Below are 13,555 nucleotides of genomic sequence, written 5' to 3'. Positions count from 1 at the left end.
AAAGGGCGGGCCTTTTGGAAGGCTAACAAAAGTAAAGGAGATAAGACATGAAAAAGCTTCGTTCATTATGGAAAGACTTTTTGAAAAAAGGTTTTGCCATTTTAACAATTTTCATGATGCTAGGTCAGCTTGGTCAAGGGGCTATCACGGCTTTTGCCAATGAGCTAGCAGTCGGGGATAATGGGGCCTTGGATGTTACCCTTATGTATGGGGATAAACAAGATCATCCAGGTGGAATGTCCTATTATACAGGGGATACCATGTCTGGTTATATCCAGATCACCCCTAAGAATTTGACAACGGATATTAATGAGGTAACGGTCACCTTAAATATTCCTGGGAAGTACCTACGAGAAGTTAGTATTCCTGACTTCAATAGTGCCTCAGCACACGATAAACCGACGGTTACAAAAGTTGGTGATGATTACCAAGTTACTCTCCGATTTAACAACTATCAAAAGTCAGAAGTCTTAACTCTGCCTTTTATTGGAAAATTTAAGCTTGGTTATGCACCAACAAATTATTCATTGGATATTACAGGAACATTGAATATCAATGGGCAAGAAACGAAGCTCAATGATATCATTTGGAAACCCAAGTACAATGACTACCGTTTGACCAAGTATATCAACCAAAACTTGAATGAAGCCATGTCCAAGGACTATGCGGAAGCCATGCCTGGAGTGGTCAAAGGGGCTGACGGGAAAAATTATATTGAAACGCCATCATCTGTCCCATTTGCATTTCAATTGGAGGGAATGCAAGGACAGTATGAAGGTCAATACCGTCAATTGGAGTCAGCAACCATCACCGATAAGTTACCAACCTATACAGATAAAAATGGCAATACCCGGACAGCAGTTCTAGATACAGCTAAGTCTGAAGGTTGGGTAGACAATGGAGATGGAACGGTTTCGAAGACATTTACAGCCGTAGCAAATGATAATCCAGCAACGTATCACATAGATCTGATGACTCAAATCAAGAATTCAAGTTACCTCTACTTGAAATTCCCGGATTTGGTATTAGAGAAGGATCAAACGCTGAAGGATGTTCTCAGTAAGGATTTGACAAATGCAGGTAGTGTTGTTGGGATCCCTGCTAACCGTGGAGAGGGAGAACCAGATATTACAGCTGAAGATTCTCTCATTTTCCGCTTGACTTCTCGTGACCTGGAAGGGGCTGGAAGTTTTGCCAAAAAAGCAGATGGTGATGTCTATGATTCAACTGAATATAAAGCAGCAAACTATAAGTGGATCATCGCTTTTGATAACAAAACTCCTTCACCACAAAAGAATTTTGTTTTCTATGATGAGACAGTGGACTCTCGGTTAAAATTTACCAAAATTGATTACGCTCGTCTCATGCAAGGGAATTATGGAAATGGCGAGTTTGTTAGCAAATATGTGAAACGCTTGATCCTTACTTTGGACGATGGTAGTAAAAAAAAAATTCAGCCAGAAACTGATAAAGACGGCAATGGCTTGATCGATTTAACCAAGTATGGAACAGTTGTCGGTTGGCGGATGGAAATGAAGGATGACTTTGTCCTTCAATCTGGTCAAGGAATTCGCCTCAATACCTATACAAGCTTCAAAGATCCAGAAAAGACTCGTTACGATGAAAATGATGCGACCAAGAATGAATTCAAGAATACGGGTCGTGTCACTTATCAAACACAATCAAATGTTGCAAAAGACCAAACATCAAATTGGACCTTTAAGCTGATTCCTTTGAAGGAAAGCTTTGAGATTTCAAAAACGACGGATTATAATAATGTTCGTTATACTGATGGACAAAATATTCGTTTTGGTTTGATGGCAACCAAAGTGGTCTTGGATCCTGATAAGGATTATGGAGACCTGCGAATCATTGATCTGTATGATCCAAATACCCTTAAAGTCGACTATAAAGATTTTGAAAGAAACCTTGCCTCTAATGAAAAAGGTATGAAATTCTTAAAGAGCTACGATGTCATTGAAAACTACCACAATTCTGGACGGACAGCTCTCATCATGCATTTGGATCAAAAAGAGTTTATTAAAGCTTCTCTTAAAGATCTTAATCGCGTGCGTCTACCGTTTATCGTGGCTGATCTGAAAGGGAAAGATGATGGTGGTACCTTCACAAATAAAGTCTATGTCGCTGGAAACGGCATCCACGATCTTGAAAATGCCAACCCTGATCGGGTAACGGAAGACGTTTACGATCTGAATGGGAATGGTTCAACAACAGATAAGATTCCATATGCCCAATCAAACTATACAATTGTGGCTGCTGAGGGAATCTATGCACGGAAATACATTGCTAAAAATGATGACCTGTCAGACGCTTCGATTGTGACACGTACCTTCAAACCAGGTGAAACCTTTAACTACAAACTCACCATTAAAAATAATACGGATAAGGCAGTAGAAGATGGAGTCATCTATGATATATTGCCAAAAGTCAAAGATGTCAACACTTTAGATGGATCTGGTCGAATGACAGAATATACGGTTAGTCTTCGTGGACCAGTAACTGCTCCAGAAGGATGGACGGTCTACTATACAACTGATACAAGCGTTACGACAGATACCATGGCACAGGCTGCTGACAAGGATATCTGGACGACAGCTGTGTCTGATTACAGTCAAGTAACAGGAATCAAGTTAGTTGCAAATGCTGGTACTACGATTCCTGCGCGTGGTGAAGCCAGCTTTGGTGTCCCAGTCGTGAATCCAAGTGAATTGACCGATGAAGTCAAGGCCTTGATGCAAAAACGCACCAAAGATAATGAAGACAACGGCGGTCGTTCCGGTCTTGTTCAAGCTCATAACCAGTTTGGTTACAAGGCGAAAGGTCACGAAGGAAATCGTGAGTCTAATACCGTAACTGCACAAATCTTCTCGGCTGCTTTCCAAGTCAAGAAGGTAGACAAGGATGATCCGAAGAAAGTCCTTGAAGGCGCTGAATTTACCTTAACTGATGCGAATGGTGCGGTTGTTGCGACGGCAACTTCTGATAAAAATGGAGAACTTTCCTTTAACACCTTAACAGAAGGAACCTATACGCTCAAAGAAAGCAAAGCACCTGCAAACTATAAGTTGGATGAAACAGAACATGCCGTGATTGTCACCTATGATGCGGACAAACAAATTTACCACGTCACGGTGGATGGAAAAGCGGTTGGATCAAAAGCAGTCCCAGTTGAGATCGCTAATGAAGCAGATATCAAGTATATTGATCTTGAAGCTTCAAAAGTTTGGGATGACCAAGACAACCAAGAAGGGCTTCGCCCAGAAAGTGTGGAATTCCAACTCTATAAGAATGGCAAAGCTCAAGGAAAACCAGTCACGGTTTCAGCCGCAACAGACTGGAAAGCCCACTTTACGAATCTTCCAGATAAAGACAGTGATGGCAAGCTCAATACTTACACTGTTAAGGAAGTGAAAGTTCCGACTCATTATACGGTCGATACAGAAGAAGCTAGCTTCACAGATGGAAAAGCCACCATCACTAACAAGCGCACTCCTGAGACCACGACGGTTACAGTCAAGAAAGTCTGGGATGATGCACAAAACCAAGATGGTCTTCGCCCATCTACCATCAAAGTTCACCTCTTGGCAAATGGAACAGAGGTTCAAGCTCTTGATCTGACTGGTGAAGGAGATGAATGGACTCATACCTTCTCAGATCTACCAGTCTATAAAGATGGACAAAAAGTTGTCTACACAGTGACAGAAGACAAAGTGGACAATTACACCACTAAGATTGATGGCACTACAATTACCAATACTTACAAACCAGGTAAGACAAGCCTGACTGTTACGAAAAACTGGAAGGATGCCAATAACCAAGATGGCCTTCGTCCAAAAACAATCAAGGTTCAATTGTATGCTGGTGATCAAAAGGTTGGTAAGGCTGTTGAATTGTCAGCAGATAACAAATGGACCCATACCTTCTCAAACCTAGATGAGAAGAAAGCTGGCCAAGTTATCAACTATACAGTCAAAGAAATCGATGTTCCAGAAGGCTACACACAAGCCGTCGAAGCAAGCAACCCAGGTCAAGTAGTCGTGACCAACACGCACGAACCAGAAAAGACCAAAGTAGAAGTGAGCAAGAAGTGGGAAGATGGAGACGACCAAGATGGTCTCCGTCCAGCCAGCATTCAAGTTCAATTGTACAAAGATGGCCTTGCAACGGATCAAGTGGTAGAACTTTCAGCAGCGAATGACTGGAAAGGTGCATTTGAAAACCTTGATGCCAAGGCAGCTGGAAAAGCAATTACTTATACGGTGAAAGAAGTCGCTGTTCCAGATGGTTACAAGGTGACGGTAAATGATAAGGACAAGGCCAATGTTGTCTTGACCAATACGCATGAACCAGCTCTTACAGAGATGAAAGTTACGAAGAAATGGGAAGATGCCAACGACCAAGATGGTCTTCGTCCAAAATCGATCAAGGTTCAACTCTACGCTGGTGATGAAAAAGTAGGGGATCCAGTTGAATTGTCAGCGGACAATCAGTGGACTCATACCTTTAGCAAATTAGCTGAAAAGAAAGCTGGTCAAGCTATCAGCTACCGTGTGGAAGAAGTCGCTGTTCCTGAAGGCTACCAAGTCACTGCTGATACCTCTGATGCTGCTCACACGATCTTGACCAATACGCATACGCCAGCGGTGATCGATATTCCAGTGACCAAGATTTGGAATGACCAAGACAATCAAGATGGTCTTCGTCCAGCAAGTATCGTGGTGAACCTTCTTGCCAATGGTGAAAAAGTTGCTCAAAAAGAACTCACCAATGCGACAGATTGGAAAGAAAGCTTCACAGGTCTACCAAAATTCAAGGATGGAAAAGAAATCGTCTATACTCTTCAAGAAGAGAAGGTAGCTGAATATACGACTACAATTGATCAGGCTGCTTATACCATTACCAATACCCATGCACCTGGTAAGACAAGCGTCACGGTCACTAAGAAGTGGGATGATGAGAATGACAAGGATGGAATTCGTCCGAAGAGTATTCGCGTTCAACTCTATGCCAATGATCAAAAAGTCGGTCAAGAAGTAGAATTGTCAGCTGAAAACAAGTGGACCCATACCTTTGCAGATTTAGATGAAAAAGCAAATGGAAACACCATCACTTATACAGTGAGAGAAGTCAGTGTTCCAAAGGGCTATGAAGCTCGTAACGACGAGGATGGTAAAGGAAATGTTGTGATTACTAACAAGCATGTTCCAAAAGAAACTCCAAAACAACCAACTCCTCCAAGTTCTTCTGAACCAAAGAAACCGGGTCAACCTGAACCTAAAAAACCAAGCCAACCAGAGCCGAAGAAACCAGGCAAGATCTTAGGATTCTTACCAAATACAGGTACGACCATCTCTATTATTAGCCTTGTTTTAGCCTTTGTCTTGGCAAGCATTGCAGCTTATATTTTGAAGAAAAAGAAAAAATAAGCTAGTGCTTCCTTTATAAAATGAAACAAACACCAGAGATGGTGTTTGTTTTTTTATAGTAGCCTCTTTTAATCGTCTAGCGATCATTCTCATGGGCGCTTGCTCTATTTTTCAATTCCCGAACGTTTCCAAAAAAATTTCAGAAAATTCTTGACTTCCATGAAAATAGGAGTATGATTAGTTGTGAACTGTTGAACAAGCATTTTAAAGGAGAAGATCCGATGTCGACTAAGGTGATTCTGCTAGAATGAAGGCAGTTCAACCATAAAAATCTATAGAGCGTTGCGTCCGAAAGTCTAAACAGACACGGCTCTTTAAAAACAAAAGGAGAAGATTATGAAAACAGAACCGATTCATCGTACCAGTATGTGGAAATTTAAGTTAAGTGCTGCCACCATGACTTTGATTCCCGCTGCCGTGGGGATTAACTATGTTGCCAAAGCCTTGGCGGAGGGGTTAAAGTTGCCCGTTTGGCTGGGGTCTTTGGGAACCTTTCTTGCCAGCATGTTGGCTGGGCCGGTTGCCGGTGCCATCAGTGGTTTCATCAACAACGTGATCTATGGGCTGACCTTATCGCCAATTTCAACCGTGTATGCGATTACCAGCATCGGAATTGGGATTGCTGTCGGAGTTTTGCACGCCAATGGGTGGTTCTCGTCAGCGCGACGAGTATTTGTTTCTGCTATTATTATTGCCATCGTTTCAGCTGCCATTTCAACGCCACTCAACGTCATCTTTTGGGGTGGTCAGACCGGTATCGCTTGGGGTGACTCATTGTTTGCGGTAATGGTCGCCAATCATGCACCAGTGTGGCTGGCCTCATTTACCGATGAGTTTGTCTTGGATATTTTGGATAAAGTCTGCGTGGCCTACCTGGCATTCTTCATCTATCGTCAGCTGCCGAAGCGGATGGTGCACTTCTTTAGCGGTGATAAATGATGACTGATCAAACATTGATTTCTGGAGCGCCACGGGTCAAGCTCAAGTGGTACCAGGTGATCGATCCGATTACTAAGCTCTTGTTCATCTTGGACATGACGTTGTTGAGCTTTGCCAGTATGAATTTATTGCTTCAGGCCGGATTAATTCTTGTCGCAACACTGCTATTGTTATTTTCCAAATTGAGTTCTACCATCTTTAAGGCGCTGGGATTCAGCCTGTTTCTGATTTGCACCATGCTGATCATCCAAGGGTTATTTTACAGTCGGAATCAAACTTTGCTGTTTTCTGTGCTTGGGGTGTCGTTCTACAAAGAAGGCCTGATTTACGCCACCACTCTGGGTTGTCGAGTATTGGTGATTATTTTGACCAGTGGCTTTTTTATGGTGACCACGAGTATTTCAGAAAACGCGGCCTATTTGGAACTGTCCGGATTGTCTTATAAAACCGTCTACGTTCTGATGTCGGTGTGTTATATTTTGCCGGAAATGATGCGCAATATGAGGAAAATCCAGCAGGCACAAAAAGTTCGCGGAACCAATCCGCAAAAAACGTTGATTCAGAAATTAAAGTCAGTCCTGCCGGTTCTAATTCCATTGGTGATTAAGACCTTGGACCAATCGATGGCGCGGTCGATTTCTCTCCAACTGAGAGGTTTTGATAATCCCAACCGGACTGTCAGAACCTCCCAGCGCGTGTATCGCCTGTCGCGGACGCTGCACATTGGTCTGACTGGATTGGCAATTTTATTGATTGGGTGGAAGATATGGACGAAGATAAACGGATTGTAATTGAAAATTTGACCACCCGTTATCCGGGTACTGAGCAACCACAACTGCGTCAGATTAACGCGGAGGTTCATACCGGCCAGGTGGTTGGGATTATCGGGAATAGCCACTCCGGCAAATCGACTTTGTGCCGTGTGCTGGCAGGGGTCATTCCCAAAATTGTGTCTGCTGAGATTGAGGGCGACTGGCACATGTTTGGCCAGCGAGTGTCCGACAATTGGCCCGTTTATAATGCCATGAATGGAGTTGTACTGCAAAATCCAGCTGGCCAACTAAGCGGGTTGGCAGAAACGGTTGCCGATGAAATCGCCTTTGACTTGATTAATCAGGGAATGGCTGAAGGACTGATTCAAAAACGGGTTGAAGAAGTTGCCATGCAAATGGGGCTGATTGAACAGCTGAATTCGCGTCCCGAGAGCCTTTCCGGTGGTCAGATCCAGCGGTTGGCAATTGCCACGGCGATTGCGGCTAACCCGGCTGTTTTGATTATGGATGATCCGACCAGTCAGATGGATCCCCTTGGCCGCCGACAATTTTTCCAATGGTTGGCCCAAGTCAAAGAGACGACTGTCTTCATTGTCACCAGTGAAATTGACGATTTGTGCGAAGTCGCCGACGTTGTGTGGGTGCTGCACGAGGGTCAAATGGTAGCCCAGGGCAGGCCGGGTGAGGTGTTTAATCATTTGGCAGCTGACTGGCAGATTCCAGCCCCGACAATCCAGCAACTTGCTCAAAAAATGGATTGGCACTTGGCTGATGGCCGGTATCCGGTGAATGACGCTGAACTGAAGGAGGTTTTTTATGTCCACAATTGAACTGAACCACCTGACGTTCACTTATCCGGAACGGTCCTTTAGCTTGGATGTTGAAGACAAACACTTCGCCGATCCGATGGTGGCGATTGTTGGCCAAAATGGTGCCGGCAAATCAACGCTCTTCAAATTGTTGACGGGCTTGCTGACACCACAAACCGGTGTGATTAAGATCGATGGAGAAAATTTTAATGATCTTAAACCAGTCGAAAAGTTACTGAAGGTTGGGATTACTTTTCAGAATCCTGACGATCAGCTTTTCAACCCGACCGTTCAACGAGAGGTGGAGTGGAGTGTCGCGCAGGTCATGGATGACCACGACACGATTACGAGGCGGGCTTTAGCGGCCCTAAAAAGAGTTGGCTTGGATGATAAAATAGCTGAAAGTCCATATGACCTGTCATTGTCGGAACGCAAGCTGTTGAGCGTTGCCACAGTTTTGGCAGTGGATCCGGCGATTTATTTATTTGATGAGCCGATGATGTCGCTTGATTGGGAAAGCCGGCGCAAGTTGACCGCAATTTTCCATCAGTTGGCTGATTCGGGCCACCAAGTTGTGACCATCACCCATGACATGGATTGGGTCGCCGCCGAGTTTGAGTCGGTGTATGTTATGGAACACGGGAAGTTTAGCTTCGCCGGCAGTCCACGGGAATTGTTCAGCGATCGCGAACTTGTCCAGCGAGTGGGATTACTACCACCGCGGATTATGGACATAGCGGAGTCGCTGGGTGATTCACAGACATATTTATCGGTTAATGATTATTGCCAGAAAAATCGAGATGTATAGAAAAAGTCACCTCTGCGGGTTTTCCAGGTTGAAGGATTAACTTCAGCTTCTGGCAAGAACTCACATGGGTGACTTTTGTGTTTAATAACGTTTCATGATCATCGGGTGCTTCCTCAGATCACTCGGTTTGGTTTTACTTTGTTTCATGGTCATAATCATATACCATTTATTTTGGATCTTTTGTTTGACTAATACAAAATAGGTCTTCGCATTTTTAGCGCCCATTAGGATCATCAGTATAATTTTCTGAATTAGGAGACTGTCCCATCACTATTCGAACTTCGTCTCCCAACTTACGCTGTTCCCATTCATCCGTGAATCCTTTAAATCGCAATTCTGGAACTTTCTTTTTAACTGAATCATCTATTTTCGCCATAGTCCCCACCATTTTATTGGTTTTTCTTTATTTACCTTATCAACAGTCTAGTTGGTTGGTACCAATGGACGAAAGCTGCTAAGAAGGGGTATTAGTGACAATTAATAAAATACATGAGGTTGGGCATGTTGCCCCACCTCTTTTTATGATATACTAGAGTAGTTTTTGAGCCTTGTAAAAAATGATTTTTTTAGTTCAAATTTAAAAAAGAAAAGGAGAGAACATGGACATCTTTTTGAGGAGCATATCGGGGATCCTCGTCATCCTGGGCGTGATTTTAGTGGGCTTTGTCATTGGTGAAAAAGGCTGGTTTGATGACAAGTCACGTGGCCTACTCGCTAAATTGGTCACTCAAGTTGCTCTTCCCTGCTATATGCTCTACACCATCACGCAGCGCTTCACAGCAGCGGATCTACTTATAATGTTGCCAGCCTTGCGGTTTCCTGCCCTGTCTATGGTCATTTTACTTGGCATCGCGACAGCAGTAGCAAGGATCTTTGCAGTGAGGCAGGACCGCCGTGGCCTCTTTATTTCCATGTTTTTTAATTCCAATACGATTTTTGTGGGGCTCCCCATCAACCAGGCCCTTTTCGGGGATGCCAGCATTCCCTATGTTTTGATCTATTACATGTGCAATACGACCTTTTTCTGGACCTTGGGGACCTATCTGATTCAGCGAGATGGTGAGGGAGAAGCGCAGTTTGATCTCAAAACGAGTCTGAAGAAAGTCTTTTCTCCGCCCCTGATGGGCTTTCTCTTGGGGCTAGTCATGGTGATGCTGCAGATCAAGTTGCCAGCCTTTCTAGCCAGTGATTTGCAGTATCTGGGTAATTTAACAACCCCTTTATCCATGATATTTATCGGTTTGTCAGTGTCTCATGTAGGTGTGAAGCAGTTGGTTCTGGGAAAAGATCAGCTATTGATTCTACTAGGTCGCTTCCTGGTTGCCCCTCTTTTGATGGCTTCCATCGTCTACTGGTTGCCTCTTCCAAGCCTGATGAAGCAAGTCTTTATCATCCAGTCTGCCATGCCTGTGATGACCAATGCGCCAGTTGTTGCCAGACTCTACGGAGCTGATAGTGATTATGCAGCCGTCATGGTGACAGAGACGACCCTTGCAACCATGGTGGTGATTCCTTTTCTCATGCTGTTGATGGCTTAACAAATAGAAAAAACAAAAGCTCAAGTTTTTCTGCAAACTTGAGCTTTTCTTATAACAAGGCTAACAAGATGGTAAGGACCAGAACGATGCCCATCCGAATCAGGTGGTGGGCTGGATGGAGGTTTCCTTTGTGTTTCCCATTCCAATAGGCCCCGTAGCAAATCAAACCACAGCCGATCAGCCAAAGGACTAGAGCGACAATCGGTAAAAAGAAGTAGAGGATGAGTGATAAGGTCGCAAGGCTACTTCCGATGAGGAGAAATGTATTTCCTAGAGTGTGATTCCCTTTTTTAACTTCAGAAAGAGAAGCCAATAAGTGAAGAAGAACAAAAGCAAGGGCAAAGAAGACTGTAAAAAAGCCGATAAGAATGGGGAAGAACATAGGGTTTCCTTTCTATGATAAATGATGTGAAGTCGGTTCTTAGTTAGTACCCACTTTCAGTATCTCCAAATAAAACTGAATCACTTCTTGTTCGGTGTAGGACTTGCCTTTTTTCAACCACCAGCTGAGGGTTTCGATGAAATGGCTGACGACCAAGTGTTTGAGGTAAGAGTGAGGGAGAGTTGGATGGGCCTTGATGAGTTCATCTGCTACCATTGGGTAGACATCATGTTCCAGCTCTTTTCGCAGTTGCCGGATAAAATAATCGTTTTTAGAGAGCAAGAGACTGGTTACATGGTCTTGATTTTTCTTGAAATGCTGAAAGATATGGGCCAGGTAGTCTTGTGGGGAGAGGTGTTCAGCACGCTCGAAGAGATGGTGAAAGAGCTTTTGACAGAGTTCATCTAGCAATAATTCCTTACTTTCGTAATGGCTATAAAAGGTTGATCGCCCCACATCGGCTAAGTCAATGATTTCTTGAACCGTGATGGGCTCGTAGTCTTTTTGGTTGAGTAATTGTAAAAAAGCTTGATAGATAGCTTTTCGAGTTTTGGTGATGCGACGATCCTGTGCTGTCATATGGACACTTTGAACAAACTGTTCAGTAACGGACAGCCTAAACAGTTTGCTTCTATCCTTTCCTTTTAGAGTTAGAGATAATACTAGTGAAAGGGATCATTCTACTACTATTATACCAAAGGAAGGTGGAAAAATGAGTACAAAACATGCGGTCTGGATCGCTTTTTTCTTGAATTTGAGTTATGCCATTGTTGAGTTTATTGCAGGAGGGATTTTTGGATCCAGCGCAGTCCTTGCGGATTCGGTCCATGACTTGGGAGATGCGATCGCTATTGGGATCTCCGCCTTTTTGGAGAGTATTTCCAACCGTGAAGAAGACAGCCACTATACCTTGGGCTACAAGCGTTTTAGCCTTTTAGGGGCCATGGTAACAGCTGTGATTCTCATGACAGGGTCCGTTCTGGTTATTTTGGAAAATATAACGAAACTCTTTCACCCACAACCTGTCAATGATGAGGGGATTCTCTGGCTTGGAATTATTGCCGTCAGCATCAATGTGCTAGCGAGCCTCGTCATTCGTAAGGGGCAAACCAAGAACGAATCCATTCTCAGCCTGCATTTTTTGGAAGATACCTTGGGCTGGTTGGCCGTCATCCTGATGGCGATTGTTCTGCGATTTACCGATTGGTATATTCTGGATCCGCTCTTGTCTCTTGCGATTTCCTTCTTTATTCTGTCAAAAGCCATTCCACGTTTTTGGAGCACACTCAAGATATTCCTTGATGCTGTACCAGAAGGAGTGGATATCCAGAAGATCAAGACGGATTTGGCAGAGTTGGACCATGTCGCTAGTATCAATCAGCTCAATCTTTGGACCATGGACGGCTTAGAGAAAAATGCCATTGTCCATGTTTGTCTGGAGCATGTCAACCATATGGAGGTCTGTAAAGAGTCTATTCGCACCTTGCTCAAAGATTGTGGCTTTCAAAACGTTACCATTGAGGTTGATGAAGACCTGGCAACTCACCGAGCTCACAAACGCAAGATCGAAGAGTTGGAAGTGAATCAAAGTCATGGACATATTCATCACCATTAAGAATAGTTATTTTCACTCTTAGAGTTTATCTCTAGGAGTTTTTTTGATACTAAGCTCACTAAAGTAAGCCTTTTCGTGATAAAATAGAACAAACGTGGAACAAGGAGTAATTATGAGTAAAAGAGCTGTGTTGATGATGACTTTTGGTTCGCCAGAAGAGATTACCTATGAAGGAGTAGCGGAATTTTTCACAAATATACGCCGTGGGGTACGTCCTGAACCGCATGAAATTCAGACTTTATATGACAATTATGTCCGAATCGGTGGAACGCCGCTCCAAAGGATAACAAAGGAAGAAGTGGACTTGGTTGCTACTGCTCTTGGAAATCAAGCATCGGTCTACTTTGCTAATAAATTTTCCCGTCCTTTCATCACTGATACGATTAAAGAGATGGAGAATGACGGAATTGAAGAGTGTTTGTGTTTGATTCTAGAGCCCCATTATTCCTACTATTCTGTCATGGGTTATGAAAAATTTTTAGAAAGTGGTCAGATAAAGTTCCAAATTATCAAGGACTGGTACCGAGAACCTGACCTACTCCACTATTGGGCTGATGAGATCCAAAAGGTTTTAGATCAGATTGGAGACGACAGTTATAAGGTGATTTTTTCAGCCCACAGTGTCCCAGTTTTGGCACTAGATTTTGGTGACCCTTATATCGATCAGATTTATGACAATAGTCGCTTGATTGCGGAGATTTTAGGGCTTGAAGAGGAGCAGTACACCAATACTTGGCAGAGTGAGAGTGATATTGGTATTCCTTGGATTAAGCCGGATGTCTTAGAATACCTTCGTAATGAGAGGGAGCATCCTGACCACTATATTTTTGTTCCGATTGCCTTTATTAGTGAGCATATTGAGGTTCTTTTTGACAATGATGTGGAATGTAAGGAGCTTTGCCAAGAGCTAGGTGTAGCCTATCACAGACCTCCTATGCCAAATAGCGATCCTCGTTTAATCAAGGCACTTCTTTCGACAATTCAGTCTCATATAGACGGTGACTATAGTGACTATCAACCTCAGCTGGAGACCTTTGATGAGTTGGAAGCTCCATCAAGCACGAGTCAGATTTTGGAAGAAGAGAATGATATCCAAATGCCAGATTTTGTGAAGAAGTTAATTGCCAAGAAAGGCCGCGAAAATGTCAAAATGCCCTATCTGATTAAGAAAATGCTAGAAAAGAAGTATGGAAAAAAATATGATTAAATGATGGAGTTTTAAATCAGGAAGTGGGCTAGAGCTC

At 43.4% G+C, this 13,555-nt stretch carries 11 protein-coding genes; 8 read left to right on the top strand and 3 right to left on the bottom strand.

The features are described from left to right. The first annotated feature begins 47 nt into the window (after window positions 1-47). From HMPREF1195_RS05905 to HMPREF1195_RS05885, 5 genes are all read left to right on the top strand, one after another. Window positions 48-5,447 (top strand): Cna B-type domain-containing protein, encoded by a 5,400-nt coding sequence (locus HMPREF1195_RS05905; protein ID WP_023919080.1) that lies wholly within the window; start codon window positions 48-50, stop codon window positions 5,445-5,447. Between the two features lie 336 nt (window positions 5,448-5,783). Continuing rightward, window positions 5,784-6,386, top strand: coding sequence for a hypothetical protein (locus HMPREF1195_RS05900; protein WP_023919079.1), 603 nt, complete (start codon window positions 5,784-5,786; stop codon window positions 6,384-6,386). Beyond that, window positions 6,386-7,177 (top strand): energy-coupling factor transporter transmembrane component T, encoded by a 792-nt coding sequence (locus HMPREF1195_RS05895; protein ID WP_173018872.1) that lies wholly within the window; start codon window positions 6,386-6,388, stop codon window positions 7,175-7,177. Before HMPREF1195_RS05900 ends, HMPREF1195_RS05895 begins: the two co-directional genes overlap by 1 nt. Beyond that, window positions 7,153-7,989: an ABC transporter ATP-binding protein gene (locus tag HMPREF1195_RS05890; RefSeq protein WP_023919077.1), complete on the top strand. Its 837-nt coding sequence runs from the start codon at window positions 7,153-7,155 to the stop codon at window positions 7,987-7,989. The genes HMPREF1195_RS05895 and HMPREF1195_RS05890 overlap by 25 nt, the downstream gene beginning before the upstream one ends. Continuing rightward, window positions 7,976-8,776: an energy-coupling factor ABC transporter ATP-binding protein gene (locus HMPREF1195_RS05885; RefSeq protein WP_023919076.1), complete on the top strand. Its 801-nt coding sequence runs from the start codon at window positions 7,976-7,978 to the stop codon at window positions 8,774-8,776. The genes HMPREF1195_RS05890 and HMPREF1195_RS05885 overlap by 14 nt, the downstream gene beginning before the upstream one ends. Window positions 8,777-8,990: 214 nt before the next feature. Here the strand turns inward: HMPREF1195_RS05885 and HMPREF1195_RS11230 are convergent, their stop codons facing one another. Beyond that, on the bottom strand, window positions 8,991-9,152 hold the full coding sequence (locus HMPREF1195_RS11230; RefSeq protein WP_001062367.1) for a hypothetical protein: 162 nt from the start codon (window positions 9,150-9,152) through the stop codon (window positions 8,991-8,993). 223 nt (window positions 9,153-9,375) lie between these two features. On the opposite strand from HMPREF1195_RS11230, the gene HMPREF1195_RS05875 reads away from it, so the two are divergent. Then, complete coding sequence (locus tag HMPREF1195_RS05875) at window positions 9,376-10,314, top strand: AEC family transporter (protein ID WP_023919075.1); 939 nt, start codon at window positions 9,376-9,378, stop codon at window positions 10,312-10,314. A gap of 49 nt (window positions 10,315-10,363) precedes the next feature. On the opposite strand, the gene HMPREF1195_RS05870 is transcribed toward HMPREF1195_RS05875, so the two are convergent. After that, window positions 10,364-10,696 (bottom strand): hypothetical protein, encoded by a 333-nt coding sequence (locus HMPREF1195_RS05870; protein WP_023919074.1) that lies wholly within the window; start codon window positions 10,694-10,696, stop codon window positions 10,364-10,366. A gap of 39 nt (window positions 10,697-10,735) precedes the next feature. Further along, window positions 10,736-11,275 carry a TetR/AcrR family transcriptional regulator gene (locus HMPREF1195_RS05865; protein WP_023919073.1) on the bottom strand — a complete coding sequence of 180 codons (540 nt, stop codon included), beginning with the start codon at window positions 11,273-11,275 and terminating at the stop codon, window positions 10,736-10,738. A gap of 133 nt (window positions 11,276-11,408) precedes the next feature. On the opposite strand from HMPREF1195_RS05865, the gene HMPREF1195_RS05860 reads away from it, so the two are divergent. After that, window positions 11,409-12,311, top strand: a complete 903-nt coding sequence (locus tag HMPREF1195_RS05860) for a cation diffusion facilitator family transporter (RefSeq protein WP_023919072.1) — start codon at window positions 11,409-11,411, stop codon at window positions 12,309-12,311. A 112-nt stretch (window positions 12,312-12,423) separates the two neighbouring features. Further along, entirely contained in the window at window positions 12,424-13,518 is a 1,095-nt protein-coding gene (gene hemH / locus HMPREF1195_RS05855; RefSeq protein WP_023919071.1) for a ferrochelatase, read from the top strand. Window positions 13,519-13,555: the final 37 nt, after the last annotated feature.

It is taken from the genome of Streptococcus parasanguinis CC87K (assembly GCF_000507765.1).
Taxonomy (GTDB): Bacteria; Bacillota; Bacilli; order Lactobacillales; family Streptococcaceae; genus Streptococcus; species Streptococcus parasanguinis_J.
This window is presented reverse-complemented; position numbering and strand designations above follow the sequence as displayed.

Bases quoted from the DNA above. Each gene is read 5' to 3' on its own strand.
- HMPREF1195_RS05870 (WP_023919074.1), bottom strand. From the start codon at position 10,696: ATGTTCTTCCCCATTCTTATCGGCTTTTTTACAGTCTTCTTTGCCCTT.
- HMPREF1195_RS11230 (WP_001062367.1), bottom strand. From the start codon at position 9,152: ATGGCGAAAATAGATGATTCAGTTAAAAAGAAAGTTCCAGAATTGCGA.
- HMPREF1195_RS05860 (WP_023919072.1), top strand. From the start codon at position 11,409: ATGAGTACAAAACATGCGGTCTGGATCGCTTTTTTCTTGAATTTGAGT.
- hemH (WP_023919071.1), top strand. From the start codon at position 12,424: ATGAGTAAAAGAGCTGTGTTGATGATGACTTTTGGTTCGCCAGAAGAG.
- HMPREF1195_RS05890 (WP_023919077.1), top strand. From the start codon at position 7,153: ATGGACGAAGATAAACGGATTGTAATTGAAAATTTGACCACCCGTTAT.
- HMPREF1195_RS05905 (WP_023919080.1), top strand. From the start codon at position 48: ATGAAAAAGCTTCGTTCATTATGGAAAGACTTTTTGAAAAAAGGTTTT.
- HMPREF1195_RS05900 (WP_023919079.1), top strand. From the start codon at position 5,784: ATGAAAACAGAACCGATTCATCGTACCAGTATGTGGAAATTTAAGTTA.
- HMPREF1195_RS05895 (WP_173018872.1), top strand. From the start codon at position 6,386: ATGACTGATCAAACATTGATTTCTGGAGCGCCACGGGTCAAGCTCAAG.
- HMPREF1195_RS05885 (WP_023919076.1), top strand. From the start codon at position 7,976: ATGTCCACAATTGAACTGAACCACCTGACGTTCACTTATCCGGAACGG.
- HMPREF1195_RS05875 (WP_023919075.1), top strand. From the start codon at position 9,376: ATGGACATCTTTTTGAGGAGCATATCGGGGATCCTCGTCATCCTGGGC.
- HMPREF1195_RS05865 (WP_023919073.1), bottom strand. From the start codon at position 11,275: ATGACAGCACAGGATCGTCGCATCACCAAAACTCGAAAAGCTATCTAT.